The sequence below is a fragment of the Providencia sp. PROV210 genome (genome assembly GCF_028479445.1).
In the GTDB taxonomy this organism is placed as follows: domain Bacteria; phylum Pseudomonadota; class Gammaproteobacteria; order Enterobacterales; family Enterobacteriaceae; genus Providencia; species Providencia rustigianii.
Genome location: NZ_JAMPNQ010000018.1, coordinates 1 through 19494, shown reverse-complemented (window position 1 = coordinate 19494; position 19494 = coordinate 1). Strand labels below are relative to the sequence as shown.

Below are 19494 nucleotides of genomic sequence, written 5' to 3'. Positions count from 1 at the left end.
GGTTATTACGGATTTATTCTAAAAAACGCCTCAGAAAATATCAAAGAAAGATATTTACAAATGGCATCAAAATGATATTTATAGGCGGTTAATAAGAAATCAAATAATGAATTTATGGATTGGAAGCCAGCAATTTTAATATTACTGCTGGCTTAGGATGATTATGTTATTGATTAATGAACCAATTGAGTAGATACGGAATTTTTCACACTTTCTGTGTACTGCAACATACTTCCTTTAGTGGCGCTCTCTTCTTGCAATAATTTGAGATTATTTTTGGCCGTGATATTTCCCAACGCATCCGCTCGCTCAAACCACATAATCGCCCGGAAAATATTTTTAGTGCCACCTTCCCCTCTGGCATACATCACCCCAAGGTTATTCTGTGCATCACTATTTTCTTTAAATGCGGCGGTTTCAAGAAGTTCACGCGCTTTTTGACTATCTTGAGCAACCCCATTTCCTGTGAGGTAAAAAATCGCTAACTGATTTTTTGCCTCCATGTTGTCCTTTTCAGTCATTTGTAGCCATTTAACAATCTGCTGAATATCCACATTTTTTAACTGACCAGAAAGGTATAAATCTGCCATTTTTAATTGAGCGGCAGTAATGTCTGATTCTGCCAACTCCATATACCATTGGATAGCTTTAGCCATGTCTTGCTTGACACCGCCTAAGCCTTTTTCATAAAACTCAGCAACTCTCATTGCCGCTTCTGCCGATTCATTATCTGCTGCCAACTGATACCATGCGAAAGCTTCAGCCAAATCTTGCCCGACGCCATCACCTTTTTCATAGGCTTGCCCTAATGCATATTGAGCCCCTAGCTCTCCTTGATTCGCCGCTCGCTTATACCAGTAGACCGCTTGATAGCTATTTTTTTCTATTAATGGATGACCTTTTTGGTAAAAGTCTCCCATGTTTTTTTGAGCTATTGACGACCCCATATTCGCTGCTTCGCGATACAAATAAATGGCAGACTCATCGTCTTTTTCCATACCCTCGCCATTTTCATACATCACAGCAAGGTTATTGACCGCGGAAGCGACTCCATTTTGAGCGCTACGCTCATACCACGTATAGGCTTTAGCATAGTCAACATCGCCCCCTAAGCCATCGTGATAAAATAAACCGATAGCAAACTGAGCATATTCTTGATCTTGTTCTGCGGCTTCAAAATACCACGCCCGCGCCTGCTTATAATCTTTTGGTACACCAAGACCGCGTTCGTACAGGTATCCCATGGCATATTGGCAGTATGCATCCCCTTTTTCTGCGCACTTACGATACCAATTTGAAGCTTGTTCATAGTCATTTTTACGCTGAGCTAACATACCAATATAATAATCACCATCTGTACTATTTAAATCAGAGGCTTTCTTGAACCAGTAATACGCTTTTTTCTCATCGGCCTCTAGAAACTCTGCACCATCTAAATAAGCCACACCCACATCGATCATCGCGTCGACTTTTCCATTATTCGCTTCTTTAATTCTATTTTGAAAATCAACAGGAAGATGGCTTTGATCTATTTGCTCTGTCACTTTGGGTAATGGTTCAACCACTACAGCATCCGTTTGTGGCGCTAAAACAACAGGTAAGATCGTTGATGAGGAAGGTATTGATGACGATGCCGCTGAGAGTTTCTCATTCGTCATATTTATCTCTACAGATTCTGCATTAACATAGGGAATATAAATAGCGCAGATACCGAATAATAGAGAAGGCAATTTCATGACATTTACTCACAGCTTGGCATTGACCAGAGCTATATAAGATATCATTACCATACAAAAATCATAAGGACTATAAGCAGAAAATAATCAATTGAAGGGTTATTTTAAGAAAATAATTTGGGTGATCATCATCATTGGTCATAAAATGAACTGATCACCCAAAGATTAATAATTGAATTATCTGAACGAGATATTTAATTAACTCTATATCCGCCATGCTTGCTGGCAAATAAATTAAATTTACCCCATTCAATTAATAATAATTCTAATTTTTGATGGCTCATTTTACACAGGGTCGATATTTGAGAAACCACAAAATGGTTTTCACTCACCAACTCCGCAGAAAATACTTCAGCAATTAATGCACACTCTTTTGCTGTCACTAACCAACCATCATTTGTAGCAAATTTATGGACAGGAACCATTCCGTCTTTAGGACTTTCTTGGGACAATAACTTGTCTTCATCCTGCTGAGCTTGATGAAAAGCAGCAATTTCTTCTTCCGAAGGCACCGGCTCGACGCTTTCCTGATTTTCTAAGAAAAGATAAACTTCTTCTGCTCGAGCAGGGGTAAGTTCGCTTTTCAACCAAATCCGATTAAAACAATGTTCCGTCAATGAATCATCAGTATCCAATTTATCCATGATTTGTAAAATACTCATCATGGCGCTCACTGCGTTTTCACTCATCATAAAGGTATCTGGCGCAGCGTTATTTTGGATCTGGTAAGGATAAACTACCGATGATGGCAGTTTTCCTTCAATTATAAATTCATAGCTCATCATTTGCTCCCAATAAATATACTACCTATAAGATGGAGGCGAATGATTTAAAAATCAATCCTCTGGATCATATCCTAAGTTAGGCGCTAACCAACGTTCTAATTCCGTGACACTCATTCCCTTACGCTTCGCATAATCTTCGATTTGATCTTTTTGTACCTGAGCAACTGCAAAATATTTACTATCAGGATGGCTAAAATACCAGCCTGATACCGATGCCCCCGGCCACATTGCGTAAGAACTGGTGAGCTGCATACCAATGTTCTCTTCAACGTTCAGTAGTTGCCAGATTTTTTCCTTTTCAGTATGTTCTGGGCAAGCCGCATAACCTGGGGCAGGACGGATCCCTTGATAATTTTCACGGATCAACTCTTCATTACTTAAGCTTTCTTCTGCCGCATAACCCCAATAGTGGATGCGCACTTGCTGATGAAGATATTCCGCAAAGGCCTCAGCTAAACGATCCGCCAGCGCTTTGAGCATGATTTTGTTGTAATCATCATGAGCATTTTCATATTGTTCAGCCAACGCATCTTCTTCTAACCCTCCCGTAACCGCGAATGCGCCAATATAGTCCGCTTTTCCGCTCTCTTTTGGTGCAACAAAATCCGATAAACAATAGTTTGGAAAATCAGTTTTTAAGGTTTGTTGGCGTAAATTCAAGGAAACTGCTTTCACTGAATCACGGGCAGATGATGCATAGATCTCTATATCGTCTTGCACTCGGTTCGCAGGGAAAATACCAAAAATACCTCTCGGCGTAAGCAATTTCTGGCGATCGAGTTCATCCAGCATGGCGTTCGCATCAGCCAAGACTCTGCGCGCCTCTTCACCAACTACCTCATCTTGTAAAATACGTGGGTACTTACCTGCCAGCGACCACGTCATAAAGAATGGTGTCCAATCGATATACTCACGCAACGTCTTAATAGAAGCCGTGACTTCCTGCACACCTAAAAACTTCGGCGTAGGTGGTTGATAGTTTTCCCAATCGATTTTTACACCATTTGCTCGAGCGACTTCTAACTCAACGGGTGGCGTTCTTGGTTTTTTACGTGCATATTGCTGGCGCACGGTTTCATATTCACGGCGGGTACGCGCCACAAATTCCTCTTTTTGGGTATCCGACAGTAAAGCGGCAACAACACCGACGGTGCGCGAGGCGTTTTGTACGTATGTCGTCGGGCCAGAATAGTTTTGCTCAATTTTTACCGCGGTATGCGCTTTTGAGGTTGTCGCGCCACCAATTAATAGTGGCAGCGTAAATCCTTGCCTTTCCATCTCTTTCGCCACATGCACCATTTCATCAAGAGATGGAGTAATTAATCCTGATAATCCAATGATATCCACATTTCTTTCACGGGCTGTTTTTAAGATTGTTTCGCAAGGCACCATCACGCCTAAATCAATGATTTCATAGTTATTACACTGCAAGACCACACCGACAATATTTTTGCCGATATCGTGAACATCGCCTTTAACCGTGGCAAGCAACACTTTTCCAGCACTACTTCCCGACTGTTTTAGCTCTTGAATATAAGGCTCTAGGTAAGCAACCGCCTGTTTCATGACTCGCGCAGATTTCACTACTTGCGGTAAAAACATTTTCCCGTCACTAAACAGATCGCCCACCACATTCATTCCATTCATTAACGGGCCTTCAATGACTTCAATTGGACTCGCGGCACGTTGACGGGTTTCTTCAGTATCCTGAATAATAAATTCGGTGATCCCTTTAACCAAAGAATATTCTAAGCGTTTCTCTACTTCCCAACTGCGCCATTCCGCTTGTTGGACTTGCTGCTCTTGCCCGCCCGTTCCACGGTATTTTTCCGCAAGATCTAACAGGCGTTCGGTGCCATCCTCTCGACGATTAAGGATCACATCCTCTACCGCATCTTTTAACTCTGCGGGAAGATCATCATAAATCGCCAACTGTCCCGCATTCACTATCCCCATGTCCATCCCATTACGGATCGCATAGTATAAAAATACCGCATGGATCGCTTCGCGCACGGGATCGTTTCCGCGAAATGAGAAAGATACGTTAGAGACACCACCAGAAATCAGCGCATGAGGAAGCTGCTGTTTGATGTCTTTACACACCTCAATAAAATCAACAGCATAATTATTATGTTCTTCAATTCCGGTTGCGACAGCAAAAATATTTGGATCGAAAATAATATCTTCTGGCGGAAAACCGACCGTTTCAGTGAGGATTTGGTAAGCCCGACGGCAAATTTCGATTTTACGTTCTCGGGTATCTGCCTGACCAACCTCATCAAATGCCATGACTACCATTGCGGCACCGTATTTACGGACTAATTTGGCATGCTCAATAAAGGTATCCACACCCTCTTTCATAGAGATTGAGTTTACGATCCCCTTACCTTGAATACATTTCAGTCCATCTTCAATCACGCTCCATTTCGAGGAGTCGATCATAATCGGCACACGGGCAATATCGGGTTCACCGGCGATCAAATTAAGGAAACGCACCATGGCGGCATGGGAATCTAACATCCCCTCATCCATGTTGATGTCGATAATTTGCGCCCCACTTTCCACTTGCTGGCGCGCAATATCTAACGCTTCTTGGTAGTTTTCTTCTTTAATTAAGCGCTTAAATTTAGCTGAGCCAGTGACGTTTGTGCGTTCGCCTACGTTAACAAACAAAGACTGAGCACCAATATTCAGTGGTTCTAAACCGGAAAGACGACATTCCACGGGTAATTCAGGCAATGGACGAGGTTTGATACCCTCAACGGCTTCCGCCATTTTTTGAATATGAAGAGGCGTTGTCCCACAGCAGCCGCCAACAATATTTAAGAAACCCGCTTCCGCCCATTCACGAATTTGCTGTGCCATGTTTTGTGCATCAAGATCATATTCCCCGAAGGCATTTGGTAGCCCTGCGTTAGGATGAGCACTCACATAGCAATCCGATATTCTCGATAGCTCGGCAATATATTGGCGTAATTCATCGGGACCTAAAGCACAGTTCAAGCCAAAAGATAGCGGCTGAGAGTGACGCAATGAATTATAAAATGCTTCCGTGGTTTGCCCCGATAATGTCCTGCCGGAGGCATCAGTGATCGTCCCTGAGATCATCACAGGCAAATGAGTCCCTAACGCTTCAAATTCCGTTTCTACCGCAAAGATCGCCGCTTTGGCATTCAGTGTGTCAAAAATGGTTTCGATCATGATCAAGTCGGCACCGCCCTTGATCAATGCGCGAGTAGATTCGCGATAAGCTTCCACCAGCCGATCAAATGTCACATTTCGAAATGCGGGATCATTAACATCTGGAGAGATCGATGCAGTACGGTTTGTTGGACCTAAAACACCCGCAACATAACGTGGCTTTTCAGGGGTTTTACGGCTCCATTCATCCGCACATTCTCGGGCAATTCGTGCTGCCACTTCGTTGATTTCAGCAGAAAGGGATTCCATTTTGTAATCCGCCATCGCTATCGTCGTGGAGTTGAATGTGTTGGTTTCGATAATGTCAGCACCCGCCGCAAAATATTGATGATGAATATCGCGAATAATATCAGGCTGGGTAAGGACGAGTAGGTCGTTGTTGCCTTTTACATCACTGGGCCAATCGGCAAAACGTTCCCCACGAAATTGTTCTTCTGTGAGTTTATGGCGTTGGATCATGGTGCCCATTGCGCCGTCTAGGACTAAAATTCGGTTTTTTAATTGTTGTTCTAATTGATTTTTCTTGCTGGACACTGCACTGTCCTCCTGAAAGTTAAAATCCTTCGACTCAATAAGCTCTAGAGTGTCAACGACCTGATGATTAATTGAATTAGAAATAAGTTAAATTTGTATAAATCACATCCTACCATAACTTATTGCCATAAAATGTTTGCTTATGATGAGACTTTTTCAGGTTGTTGCAGATCTAACTTTTCACTGATCCGATGAGTATTTTGCAGTGAAATCATTCATAATAGAAACGAATATTCATTCCTGTCAGGAGACACTAATGGCGGCTTCACCAATTACTAAAAAAATAAAGAAGGCAAAAGGTCCCGCTAGCGGTGCCACGGCAGCCGGGCAAGTCCAATCTTTAAGTCGCGGGCTGACACTTTTGGAATATATTTCTGAATCTACTGGGGGGATCGCCTTAACTGACCTCGCATTACAAGCCGGGCTTCCTAACTCCACAACCCACCGTTTGTTAATGACGCTTGAACAGCATGGTTTTGTGCGCCAAACAGGGGATCTCGGTTTGTGGGTCATCGCTTCCCATGCATTTATCATCGGCAGTAGCTTCCTTGAGAGTCGTAATTTATTAGCCTTAGTGCACCCGATATTACGCCGATTAATGGATGAATCAGGGGAAACGGTTAATTTAGCGATTTTAGACTACACCGAATACGATGCGGTTATTGTTGATCAAGTACAGTGTAATGCATTAATGCGAATGTCTGCGCCGATTGGTGGGAAATTACCATTGCATGCTTCTGGAGCCGGAAAAGCCTTTATTGCCAATCTTCCTGAAGATCAATTAATTCCATTACTTAGTAAAAAAGGTCTCCATAGCTATACGCCACACACACTGACTAATCCATCTGCGCTCAAAGAGAATCTACAACAAGCTAAAAAACAGGGATTTTCTTATGATGATGAAGAGCATGCACTAGGATTGAGATGCATCGGTGCGTGTATTTATGATGAGCATAAAGAAGCATTTGCTGCGATTTCGATTTCAGGACCGCTATCGCGGATCACTGACGATCGTATTACGGAATTAGGCGCGATGGTGATCAAAGCCGCTAAAGAGATCAGCCATGAGTATGGCGCAAACCGCTAAGACTGACTAAACAGTGCGGGATCCCCCGCACTCGACATCCTAATCACCTTGCTGATTAGATGAATTATCCGGTTTATTCGACTTCAAAACGTGCATAAATTTCGGCATATCGCGATATTTTTCAATCAGCGCCAAAGCAATTGCTTCAGTTTCTGCATCGGCTAACCCATCAATATCTCTTGGGCGAAAATGCAATTGAAATGCCCGCAGCGTTCTTTTAGTTTCCGCATCTAGCTTACCCGTTTGCGGTATCCCTGCGTACCCATAAAATTTCAAAGCTTTTTGCAGACGCAAGACATTCGCAGGCGCGTTAACCTGACGTCCAGCTAAATGCTTTGTCACCGTTTGTGGATCTGGCCATGCACCAATGCCATGCAATGCTAATGCTTGCCATGGAAATGCCCGCCCAGGATCTTGCTTACGTAATGGCGCAATATCACTGTGTCCAATCACATTTTCAGGCGGGATACCATAGCGCTGCATAATATCACTGAGTAATGGAATCAGAGCATCAATCTGGGAATCATTGAAAGGTTGCCAAATATCCTGACCATTTTTTCTCACTAAGCCTTCATTAACGATTTCAATGCCTATCGAATTATCATTCAGACTATGATGATATTGCCAACGGCTATCTCCCGCATGCCAAGCTTTCAAACGCTCAGGAACGAGTTGTAAAATAACAGGCTGTCCATTTTTTTGTTCAGGCTGGCTCGGGATAAGATAGTGGGAACTCACCTTTCCTTTGGTCAAAATCTTAATCGAATGGGCATCATCAGAAACCGTGTAGTGCAAAACAATATACTGAATGCGCTCACTGGTATTCCGTGATGGGTGGCTTTGGTCTAGGAAGTAACCCGTTTTTGACGGTGTTGTTGAACAGCCAACGAGTAGGAATATAATAGATATCCATATCGCCCTATACATTTGAAATGACCCTTATTCCATCTTGAATTGTCGCTCATTTAATCACACCGCTATCGATAACACTATCAAAACGTCTCTCAATAGAGGTATTAAATATAAACAAAATTTATAATAAATAATGAAATAGAATTATCAGAAATAGAGAAAATAAAAACATTTTAGTGAAATATTTTAACCTAATAGTGTTTTTATTTACTTTATTATTTCAACCAATAAACTCATTATATTATTACGATTAATAATATAATTAATTTTCACTATAAAAAATCACATTAATGCTATCGTAGTATATTTTAACATTAAGACTATTTGATTATTATGCCGCTTATGCAGCAATTTCTCTTTCCCATTCAAATTGTTTTATTATCATTTTTGTGATCTCGTTAATATCAATATCCAAAAATATCGCTATTTCGATTAATTTATCTAAACTAAGTTTATTAATACCGAGTTCATAACGAGATATTTGCTGCTGACTTAATTGAATAATTCCGGCTAGCTCTTGTCCAGACAACCCTTTACTTACTCGTGCTTTGCGTAAATGGTTACCTAATACTGCATAGATATTTTGTTTTCCCACTACGTACATATTTACCCCTTATATAAGTAAAAATTAACTCTTTTAATTATTATAAAAATAATTCATCCATTTTGAAATAGTTATAAACAATTGAAAGTATATTAATTGATAGGGAATAAGGTGGATAGTAAATAATTAAAATGTCTTTTTAGCTTGTCTAATTTGTAATTCATTGCTTTTTAATATTTTTCTCATTCCATAAACACTAAAATTCATATTTAACATCTTAGTTTTAACTTTGTATTTTTAATAAAATTTTACAATTTCATTAGTTCCAGAAATGATTCGTAACTAAAAACCGCTTTAAAATGAAGTTTAATTTTTATAAATTAATTTATATCAGTGATCTAACCTGCAATTTTACAAGATTTATAGCTCTAAACTTCAATCTTCTATGGTCGAGCATGATTATCTAAAGACTAAAATCCCCTCTTTTCCTTTCAAATATTGCGAAAGCTCAGTATCAATAACTTGAAAGTTTTTGTGCTGTGAAGACGCATGCCGAAACAGGATTTTATTATTTTCACGGATCACAATCCCTACATGGGTAACATCGAGTCCGGAAGACGGTGAATAAATACCAATATAATCCCCAGTTTTTAACTGCGATAATACTCGATGGTCAATAAATCTTACCGGAATATAATGAATAACCCGTGATTTACTGTCTAAACTTGAAATATACTTACCTCCATTTTCTTTTAAATTCAATTGCTTATTTATAGATATTGTATGAGGGCTAAGCTGACTAGTAATATCATCTACTAGGCGATCATGCTCCTGGGACCAATCAGTAAAAAAATGGCGGCGACTATCGAAAGCGACCTTAGCATCGATATAACGTACTTTCTCTAAATGCTGGGAGAACTGCTCAAGGTTATCTGCATGCTTAAAAGCTTCGCTATATTCAATGAATGTCATACAGTCCATCGCTTTTAAATCAATAACTAATCTCTCCGGTAATAATGGATTCATATTCAATGTACGATTGTTATAAGGCGTTCCTAACAAGATTGTAGTCGCATTAATAACCTTCTGCTCTGTACTCTGGTTCTGCCCAGCTGAAATGACATTTTCTAATAGTTTATAAGAGCCCGCGGTGAGCACCACTTCATTCAACTCATTGGATTGAATACACCCTGAATAAAGTAGGAATGAGACAAAAAATAGCCCGATACGCTTTATCGATTTCAGTATGCTCATACATTTCCTACTCAAAATACCATCATGATTTCAGTGAATAAGCTCATTATAGCCATTATTTATCCACCTCAATGGATAAATGTTCGCGACTAATCTCAAAAGCCCCCAAGCTGTTTGTTTTTGACACAGATCACAGATAAGTGGAAATATTCAATTTGATCATTGCAACCCATGTATTTTCATTGAACAATGTTACCGGTAACATACGAAGTAACAAAAAGTGGTCTATGCCATAACGAGAATTGGTAAGAATCAATAAAAAACACTTAATACAAGCGTATAGAAACAATACTGCCTGCATTGTGGAGCCATTATCATGAGCAATAATATTCCAAAAGTAACGCCTTCAAGTAAGGTCAATGATGTCATTCAGCAGATCACCCAGCGCATAATTTCTCGCTCACAACCAACACGAAAAGCGTATTTAGAGCGAATTGAGAATGCCCGTAGAACGACCGTTCATCGTGCCGAACTTGCCTGTGGAAATCTGGCTCATGGTTTTGCCGCCTGCCAAAGTGAAGAAAAACAAATTCTCAAAAGCATGACTCGCTCAGATATCGCGATCATCACCTCCTACAACGATATGCTTTCCGCACATCGTCCCTATGACAGCTATCCAGAAAAACTTAAGCAAGCCTTATTAGAAAATGGCGCTATCGGTCAGGTTGCTTCTGGGGTTCCAGCGATGTGTGATGGGGTGACCCAAGGGCAGGATGGGATGGAACTCTCATTGCTCAGCCGTGATGTGATTGCTATGTCTACCGCCATTGGGTTATCCCATAATATGTTCGATGGCGCACTGTATTTAGGGATCTGCGACAAAATCGTTCCCGGATTAATGATTGGCGCACTCTCCTTTGGGCATCTTCCCGCCATTTTTGTTCCTGCGGGTCCAATGAGTACAGGCTTACCAAACAAAGAGAAAGTTCGCATCCGCCAGCTGTACGCAGAAGGAAAAGTGGATCGTAGCGCACTGCTTGAAGCCGAAGCTGCCTCTTACCATGGTATTGGAACCTGTACTTTTTATGGTACCGCCAACTCAAATCAGATGGTGATGGAAGTGATGGGGCTACATCTACCCGGCGCCTCTTTTGTACCACCAGACTCTCCACTGCGCGATGCATTAAATATCGCTGCGGCTCGTCAAATAACACGATTGACTGAGCAATCTGGCAACTACTTGCCAATTGGTCAGCTGGTCGATGAGAAAGTGATCGTCAATGGGATTGTTGCGTTACTAGCAACCGGCGGCTCGACTAACTTAACTATGCACCTTGTGGCCATTGCACGAGCTGCGGGGATTATCATCAATTGGGATGATTTCTCTGACCTTTCTGCGATTGTTCCACTCATTTGCCGGATTTATCCAAATGGGCAGGCGGATATTAACCAATTCCAAGCCTCTGGCGGCGTGCAATTATTGATCCGCCAATTACTCTCGAAAGGTTTATTACATGATGATGTCAATACCGTCGTTGGATTTGGATTATCTCGCTATACTATGGAGCCATGGCTAGATAATGGGCAACTCGCATGGCGCGAAGGTGCTGAAGCGTCTTACAATCTTGATGTCATAGCTGATATCAATCAGCCATTTTCTGCCCATGGCGGTACGAAATTACTGTCCGGAAATTTAGGCCGTGCAATGATGAAAACATCTGCGGTGCCAGTCGAAAATCAAGTGATTGAAGCGCCAGCTATCGTATTCAATAACCAGAACGATATTGCACCTCGTTTCGAAGCCGGAGAATTAGATCGCGACTGCGTGATCGTCGTGCGTTTCCAAGGCCCTTCTGCTAACGGAATGCCTGAATTGCATAAATTGATGCCACCCCTTGGCGTATTATTGGATAAAGGCTACAAAGTGGCGCTGGTGACTGACGGACGACTTTCCGGGGCTTCCGGTAAAGTTCCCTCTGCAATTCATGTCACTCCAGAAGCTTATAATGGCGGGTTACTTGCTAAAGTCCAAGATGGGGATCTCATCCGTGTTGATGCTTTGACTGGCGAGATTTCACTCTTAGTGGATGAGCATGAACTGGCGGCTCGCCAACCATACCAACCAGACCTTAGCGCTGAGCGTGTCGGCTGCGGTAGAGAATTATTTGGTGCATTAAGAACACATTTATCAGGCGCTGAAGAAGGCGCTTGTAGTCTCAATTTTTAGCACTCTAAGCTTAATAGGATTAAATATGAATAATTGGAAAATGACCGCTGAAGATGTTCTAAAACAAGGTCCTGTTGTTCCTGTCATTGTGATCAATAAACTCGAACAAGCCGTTCCATTGGCGAAAGCTTTACTTAAAGGCGGCGTTAAAGTTTTAGAAGTCACATTACGCACAGAATGTGCGATTGACGCGATCCGCTTAATTGCTGAAGAAGTCCCAGAAGCGATTGTTGGCGCAGGAACCGTGATCAATGCTCAACAATTAGATGCAGTGACTAAAGCGGGTGCTCAATTTGCTATCAGCCCGGGGCTAACCGAAGAACTACTTGCAGCTGCAACCAAAGCCACTATTCCATTAATTCCAGGTATTTCAACCGTATCAGAGCTGATGGCTGGTATGAATTATGGACTGAAAGAATTTAAATTCTTCCCAGCGGAAGCCAATGGTGGAGTCAAAGCGTTAAAGGCGATTTCAGGTCCATTCTCTCAAGTTCGCTTCTGCCCAACGGGTGGAATTTCTCTTGCTAATTACCGCGATTATCTCGCGCTCGATAGCGTGTTATGTATCGGGGGCTCTTGGTTAGTACCGGAAGATGCACTGGCTGCTGGCGACTATGAAAGAATTACTCAGTTAGCGCAAGAAGCGGTGCAAGGCGCGAGCGCATAATTGAATGGTAGGTCACCTAATACTGAGGTGACCTACTTGATTTTCCTAAGCGACAGAAGCGACTTCACTAAATCGTCGACAAAAACGTAGCTCCTCACGATATGCATACACATCTTCAACATGCCCACTAATAATCCGATTTTGTAATTTCTGCCAATAATCTGCGCAAAATAATTCACTATGATATTGCTGTAAATAGTGGCGAATTTTAGTATCTTGGCAAAGAAATTGAGCAAATTCTTCCGGAAAAACATCCTGCTCTCTCACGCTATACCACGGCTCTCCCGATAGTTCTTGTTCAGGATAAAGAGGCTCAGGAATATGGCGAAAATTCACCTCAGTCATGTAACAAATTTCATCGTAATCATAGAATACAACTCGCCCGTGGCGGGTCACCCCAAAGTTTTTAAATAGCATATCTCCCGGAAAGATATTTGCGGCGGCTAGCTGTTTAATCGCACAACCATATTCTTCAATCGCATGGTATAACTGCTCGTCCGTTGCTCCATCAATGAAAAGATTTAGTGGGATCATTTTACGTTCCATATAAAGATGGCGAATTAGAATTTTATCCCCCAAATCTTCCACTTGGGATGCAGCTTCCGTGAGCAATTCATTCATTAATTCATCGCTCACAAAACGTTTTTCAATGACAAAGTTTTCGAATTCTTGGGTATCGGCCATTCGCCCAACGCGATCATGCTCCTTGACCAATCGGTAACATTCGCGAACCCGCTCCTGAGTGACCTCTTTTTGTGGCGCAAATTGATCTTTGATAATCTTAAAAACACGATCAAAAGATGGGGCGGTAAATACCAGCATGACCATCCCTTTTACACCCGGAGCCAGTGAGAACTGCTCCCGTGAAAAATTCAAATAAGCCAAATATTCTCTGTAGTACTCTGTTTTCCCATGCTTTTGACAGCCAATTGCCATATACAATTCAGCAATAGATTTACTTGGTAAGATTTCCCGCAACCAAAAAACTAATCCCGCAGGGAATGGCGCATAAACCATAAAATATGATCGAGCAAAACCAAACACAATGCTGGCTTCATCCAATGCCGTTAGACAGGTATCCACATACATATGACCTTGTTCATCATGATGAATTGGCAATAAAAATGGATAAACTTGTTGATTAACATACAATTTACCTACCAACCACGCCGCTTTATTTCGATAAAAAAGTTCATTAGCAACATGTAATCGTGCAGGTTGTTCAGTGATGTCTGGAAATTTTTCTGTCAGGATGGTAACGATACATTGGATATCAAACGATAAATTTTTCCACGGTAATCTTAAGGGTAGCCCACTTAGAATTCCCAACAATACATCCTCTATATTTGCCTCTAGCGCATATTCACGCGCTAATGGGCGAGGTAATGTATTAAAACGCCTTGCAGGCTGAGAGGTAAAAATAAACAGGTTATCCTGGGTTAATTCTCGATGCTGAAACAAGCGGCAATAGACTGAATTAAAAAAACTTTCTGCAATTTCAAATCGAGGATAATCGGGTAACAGTGTGGTATAAACCCGTTTAATTCTCGCCAAACTATAGGGGCTTAAAGATTGAACCAGTCCCATACATTGCAACTGTGCCACCACCAAGCCTACATGATGGTCATACAATTTGATTCTTTGTTTCATGGCATTTTGCACTGCATGCCAATCCCCACGTTCAAAACGTTCCTGCGCTCCTGACGTAATCTCTAAAAACCGTCCATACTGGGCATCGAATCCCTGCAAAATAGTTTGGGCGATAATCTGTTCGGTTTCTAGGGTCATTTTCTCTCTCCAATAAAAAACAGGCACTTACGTGCCTGAAAAATAGATAGATACACCAAAGTCAACATAGACACAGAGCACACACAAAATGTAGCGGTCACACCAAATTAAGCGATTTCACTTATTTAAAATTGCTCTTCTTCAGTTGAACCCGTTAATGCGGTAACGGATGAACTTCCTCCTTGAATAACCGTTGTGACCTTATCAAAGTAACCGGTTCCGACTTCTTGTTGATGAGAAGAGAAGGTATAGCCTTTGTTAATTGCTGCAAATTCACATTCTTGAACTTTTTCAACATAGTGTTTCATTCCTTCACCCTGAGCGTAGGAGTGAGCAAGGTCAAACATGTTGAACCACATGCTGTGAATACCCGCTAACGTAATGAACTGGAAGCGATATCCCATTGCTGATAATTCATCTTGGAAACGTGCAATCGTGCTGTCATCTAAGTTTTTCTTCCAGTTAAATGATGGTGAACAGTTATACGCCAACAATTTACCCGGGTATTTTGCATGGATGGCATCTGCAAATTGACGTGCGGCTTCAAGGTCGGGTTTCGAAGTTTCACACCAAACTAAATCTGCATACGGCGCATAAGCTAAGCCACGGCTAATCGCTTGCTCTATACCGGCTTTCGTTCGGAAAAAACCTTCAGCAGTACGTTCCCCTGTAATAAATTGAGCATCATAAGGGTCACAATCCGATGTTAATAAATCCGCAGCATCGGCATCTGTCCTTGCAATCAAAATGGTCGGAATCCCGGAAACATCGGCAGCTAAACGCGCCGCAGATAATTTTTGAACCGCTTCTTGGGTTGGAACGAGTACTTTACCGCCCATATGACCACATTTTTTCACGGCTGCCAGCTGGTCTTCAAAGTGAACAGCTGCCGCACCCGCTTCAATCATATGTTTCATCAATTCAAAGGCATTCAAAACACCACCAAAACCAGCTTCAGCATCAGCCACAATCGGTAAGAAGAAATCGATATATTCTTTATTATCAGGTCCAATTCCATTCGCCCACTGGATTTGGTCTGCACGTCGAAATGTATTATTTATGCGTTCAACTACCGCAGGAACGGAATCTACAGGGTACAACGATTGGTCTGGGTACATGCTAGAAGCCGTATTCGCATCCGCAGCCACCTGCCAACCGGACAAGTAAATAGCTTCAATACCGGCTTTAGCTTGCTGCAATGCTTGCCCACCCGTTAATGCACCCAGTGCATTTACATACCCTTTTTTCGAACCACCATTGAGTTGAGCCCAAAAACGCTCAGCCCCTTTGCGCGCTAATGTGTGTTCTGGATTAACAGAGCCACGTAACTTAATCACGTCTTCTGCCGTATAAGGGCGGGTGATCCCTTTCCAACGAGGTTTTTTCCATTCGTTTTCTAACTGAGCAATTTGTTCTAAACGTGATGTGGTCATGATTCACTTCCTTTCTAATAATGTGTAGGATTCATCGAATGTTGTATTTATTGTTTTAATAAACAAAATATGACTAATCTAATAACTGATAACCAGGAATGGTCAGGAACTCTATCAACTCATCTTGAGTAGTGATTCGGCGCATTAATTCGGCGGCTTCACGGAAACGCCCACTCTGAAAACGCTGGTCACCGAGTTCTTTTTGAATAACTTGCAGCTCTTCATCTAGCATCTCTTCAAATAGGATTTTGGTGACTTTCATTCCATTTGATAGCGATTTACCGTGACGGATCCACTGCCAGATCGAGGTACGAGAGATCTCTGCGGTTGCGGCATCCTCCATTAACCCATAAATAGGGACGCAGCCATTCCCTGAGATCCACGCTTCAATGTATTGCACTGCGACACGAATATTGGCACGCATTCCTGCTTCCGTTCGTTCCCCAGCACAAGGCTTCAATAATTGTTCAGCGGTAATTTCGTCATCATTCTCACGGCGTACATTTAACTGATTTTTACGATCGCCAAGAGCCATGTTAAAGACATCCATCACCGTATCAGCCAAACCAGGATGAGCAATCCACGAACCATCGTGGCCATTTCTCGCCTCCAACTCTTTATCTGCTTTAACTTTGGCTAAAATAGCTTGGTTCTCTAACTCATCTTTACTTGGGATGAAGGCCGACATTCCCCCCATCGCAAATGCTCCACGGTGATGACAGGTTTTAATCAGTAAACGAGAATAGGCACTTAAAAACTCCTGCGTCATGGTGACGACTTGTCTATCAGGAAGTACTCGGTCAGCATGCTCTTTCAATGTTTTGATATAGCTGAAAATATAATCCCAACGACCGCAGTTCAGCCCTACAATATGGTGTCGCATGTGGTAAAGAATTTCGTCCATTTGGAAAACCGCAGGTAACGTTTCAATTAATACAGTTGCTTTGATCGTGCCTCTTGGCAGCCCAACAAAATCCTCAGCAGCACTAAATACGTCACTCCACCATTGTGCTTCTTGCCAAGATTCTAATTTCGGAATGTAGAAGTAAGGGCCACTACCTTTTGCGAGTAGCGCTTGGTAGTTATTGAAAAAATACAGTGCAAAATCAAACAGCCCCCCAGAAATAGGTTTTCCATCCACGAGTACATGCTTTTCATCCAAATGAAGGCCACGAACACGAGCAATAAGTACCGCAGAATTTGATTTCAGTTGATAAACTTTTCCGTTTTCATTGGTGTAGGAAATCTCACCTTTGATCGCATCGCTTAAATTAATCTGCCCTTCGATCAACTTCTCCCATGAAGGTGATAGTGAATCCTCAAAATCAGCCATAAACACTTTTACATTTGCATTCAAAGCATTAATGACCATTTTACGTTCTACAGGGCCTGTAATTTCAATTCGACGGTCCATGAGGTCATCAGGAATATTTTGAATCTTCCATTCTGAATTTTTAATGGAATTCGATTCCATAATGAAATTCGGTAACATTCCTGCATCTATTGATTTTTGTCTCTCAATTCTGTCTTTCAGTAATTGTTCTCGACGAGGTAAAAACTCTTCAACTAAAAAAGAAAGAAAAGCAATAGAATCAGCATGTAAAACCTGTTCATCTTGCTGAGTAATATCTTTTGTAAATGTTAAATCTGATATAGATAACTGCTGTTCCATTGTCTTACCCTCATTCATGGCTGGCTATGAATTAAGAGTAAGCCCAAAACAAAAATAAATCAAAAACGGTTTCCATTTTAATTTAAAATCAATATATCGAATTGATATTTATGATTTTTTCAATAAAATCATTTTTGTTTTTTATTTCTATTTATAAAATGTATTTGTTAAATATTAGTTAAATCATAGAGTTGTAGGCTGAAGAATTTTTTCATTCCAGAAAAGATAAATAAAAAAGAAGCCGTTTATCGGCTACTTTTTTATCTTTAAATAGGGAGGATATTGTGATTTATAGGCTAAAAATGTGCTATTAATTAGTCTTTAATTTTAAAATTTCATCTTTACTTGGCAGTAAATACGTTTTTTACTCGAGCGTCGGTGCCATATGAGTAAGATCAAACGGTGTGATCTGGTACACATAATAATTGAGCCAATTAGAAAATAGTAGATGCCCATGACTACGCCAACGAACTTCTGGATCATTATTAGGATCATCATTTTTAAAATAATTGCAGGGTAATTCGGGAGTAAGTCCGGCCTCTACATCACGCCAATATTCTTGAGATAGTGTTTCAGCATCATACTCTGGATGCCCAGTCACGAATGCTAACCGCTTATCTTTAGAGGCAAATAAATACGCTCCAGCTTCTGAAGAGCTCGCTAAAATATCTAAATCTGTATTTTGACGAATATAATCTTCAGGGAAATCCGCGTATCGGGAATGGGGAGCGTAAAATGAGGCATCAAAGCCGCGAGTTAACAACGCAAAAGGTTTTACCGTTTCATGGGAATAAACCCCTGAAAGTTTTTCTTTGCGTGTAAATTTAGGTAGATCATAGAGTACTTTTAACGCAGCTTGCACTGCCCAACAGACAAATAAGGTCGACGTTACATGTTCTTTAGCCCATGCAATCACTCGCTCGATCTGATCCCAGTAGCATACATCGCTGAAATCAACTAAACCTAGTGGCGCGCCAGTAACAATCAATCCATCAAAATTTTGATTCTGTATATCCTCAAAGTCACAATAAAAGTTATTGAGATGCTCTGCTGGGGTATTTTTAGATTCGCGCTGGTCGATACGTAGAAGTTGGATATCGACCTGTAGTGGTGTATTAGACAGTAAACGTAAAAACTGATTTTCAGTTTCTATTTTTTTTGGCATCAGATTCAATATCAGTACTTTCAAGGGACGGATCTCCTGAAGGCTTGCCCTTGTCGTTGTCATGACAAAAACATTCTCTTCGCGCAAAAAATTAACTGCCGGTAGCTCATCTGGTAAACGAATAGGCATCCCTTATCCCCTTAAATATACTTTTATACGTTTAGACTTCTAGAATGCTAAATAATCTAACCAATGTTGCTAAGTTTGTCGAGCATTTCAAAGCTAGTTGAAATAAATTCAAGCTATTCATATGGTCGTTTTACAATTCAAAGTCTAGCAAAGTAATAACTCACTGATCTCTCTTATTTTTATTACACATTAATATTCCAAATCGCTTATATTTTTTCGTCATTAATCAGAACTGACTCAGCACAAGAAGATATACGCCAGGAAAAGTACAAGAAAGAAAAGGAAGAACAGAAGAAAGTAAGAAAGAAAGGAAATCGAAAGAAAAAATCACCTAGGGGCTCAATGACGGATAAGTTTCAGTACTTTCACTAACTTAAAATTGGAAAACGATTGAACCTCTTCAACTGTCACCAAGCACCC

Annotated in this window: 13 protein-coding genes; 3 read left to right on the top strand and 10 right to left on the bottom strand. The window is 41.2% G+C overall.

The window, feature by feature from the left end; genetic code table 11:
• Window positions 1-173: 173 nt before the first annotated feature.
• From PR761_RS14210 to metH, 3 genes are all read right to left on the bottom strand, one after another.
• Window positions 174-1736: an SEL1-like repeat protein gene (locus tag PR761_RS14210; protein WP_006816071.1), complete on the bottom strand. Its 1563-nt coding sequence runs from the start codon at window positions 1734-1736 to the stop codon at window positions 174-176.
• 194 nt (window positions 1737-1930) lie between these two features.
• Window positions 1931-2521, bottom strand: a complete 591-nt coding sequence (locus PR761_RS14205; protein ID WP_006816072.1) for a hypothetical protein — start codon at window positions 2519-2521, stop codon at window positions 1931-1933.
• Between the two features lie 51 nt (window positions 2522-2572).
• Window positions 2573-6256 carry a methionine synthase gene (gene metH, locus PR761_RS14200; RefSeq protein ID WP_112836047.1) on the bottom strand — a complete coding sequence of 1228 codons (3684 nt, stop codon included), beginning with the start codon at window positions 6254-6256 and terminating at the stop codon, window positions 2573-2575.
• Window positions 6257-6512: 256 nt separating this feature from the next.
• Here metH and iclR point away from each other — a divergent pair, with 256 nt between their 5' ends.
• A complete protein-coding gene (iclR, locus tag PR761_RS14195) occupies window positions 6513-7343 on the top strand; it encodes a glyoxylate bypass operon transcriptional repressor IclR (protein ID WP_006816074.1) in 831 nt (276 codons plus the stop codon).
• Window positions 7344-7382: 39 nt separating this feature from the next.
• Here the strand turns inward: iclR and PR761_RS14190 are convergent, their stop codons facing one another.
• From PR761_RS14190 to PR761_RS14180, 3 genes are all read right to left on the bottom strand, one after another.
• A complete protein-coding gene (locus PR761_RS14190; protein WP_006816085.1) occupies window positions 7383-8270 on the bottom strand; it encodes an N-acetylmuramoyl-L-alanine amidase in 888 nt (295 codons plus the stop codon).
• A gap of 325 nt (window positions 8271-8595) precedes the next feature.
• Window positions 8596-8859 carry a helix-turn-helix domain-containing protein gene (locus PR761_RS14185; protein WP_006816086.1) on the bottom strand — a complete coding sequence of 88 codons (264 nt, stop codon included), beginning with the start codon at window positions 8857-8859 and terminating at the stop codon, window positions 8596-8598.
• A 399-nt stretch (window positions 8860-9258) separates the two neighbouring features.
• The gene (locus PR761_RS14180) at window positions 9259-10053 is read right to left on the bottom strand and encodes an N-acetylmuramoyl-L-alanine amidase-like domain-containing protein (RefSeq protein WP_112836043.1); all 795 of its coding nucleotides are present in this window, start codon (window positions 10051-10053) and stop codon (window positions 9259-9261) included.
• A gap of 316 nt (window positions 10054-10369) precedes the next feature.
• Here PR761_RS14180 and edd point away from each other — a divergent pair, with 316 nt between their 5' ends.
• Both edd and PR761_RS14170 read left to right on the top strand, forming a co-directional pair.
• Entirely contained in the window at window positions 10370-12220 is a 1851-nt protein-coding gene (gene edd / locus PR761_RS14175) for a phosphogluconate dehydratase (protein WP_112836041.1), read from the top strand.
• Between the two features lie 25 nt (window positions 12221-12245).
• Window positions 12246-12887, top strand: coding sequence for a bifunctional 4-hydroxy-2-oxoglutarate aldolase/2-dehydro-3-deoxy-phosphogluconate aldolase (locus tag PR761_RS14170; RefSeq protein WP_126436286.1), 642 nt, complete (start codon window positions 12246-12248; stop codon window positions 12885-12887).
• Window positions 12888-12932: 45 nt separating this feature from the next.
• On the opposite strand, the gene aceK is transcribed toward PR761_RS14170, so the two are convergent.
• The 4 genes from aceK to metA form a co-directional block, all read right to left on the bottom strand.
• Window positions 12933-14675 carry a bifunctional isocitrate dehydrogenase kinase/phosphatase gene (aceK, locus tag PR761_RS14165; RefSeq protein WP_154610881.1) on the bottom strand — a complete coding sequence of 581 codons (1743 nt, stop codon included), beginning with the start codon at window positions 14673-14675 and terminating at the stop codon, window positions 12933-12935.
• Window positions 14676-14800: 125 nt separating this feature from the next.
• Window positions 14801-16108 (bottom strand): isocitrate lyase, encoded by a 1308-nt coding sequence (gene aceA, locus PR761_RS14160; protein ID WP_006816091.1) that lies wholly within the window; start codon window positions 16106-16108, stop codon window positions 14801-14803.
• Between the two features lie 73 nt (window positions 16109-16181).
• Complete coding sequence (gene aceB / locus PR761_RS14155; protein WP_154610882.1) at window positions 16182-17780, bottom strand: malate synthase A; 1599 nt, start codon at window positions 17778-17780, stop codon at window positions 16182-16184.
• Window positions 17781-18144: 364 nt separating this feature from the next.
• Window positions 18145-19074: a homoserine O-acetyltransferase MetA gene (metA, locus tag PR761_RS14150; RefSeq protein ID WP_006816093.1), complete on the bottom strand. Its 930-nt coding sequence runs from the start codon at window positions 19072-19074 to the stop codon at window positions 18145-18147.
• Between the last annotated feature and the right edge of the window lie 420 nt (window positions 19075-19494).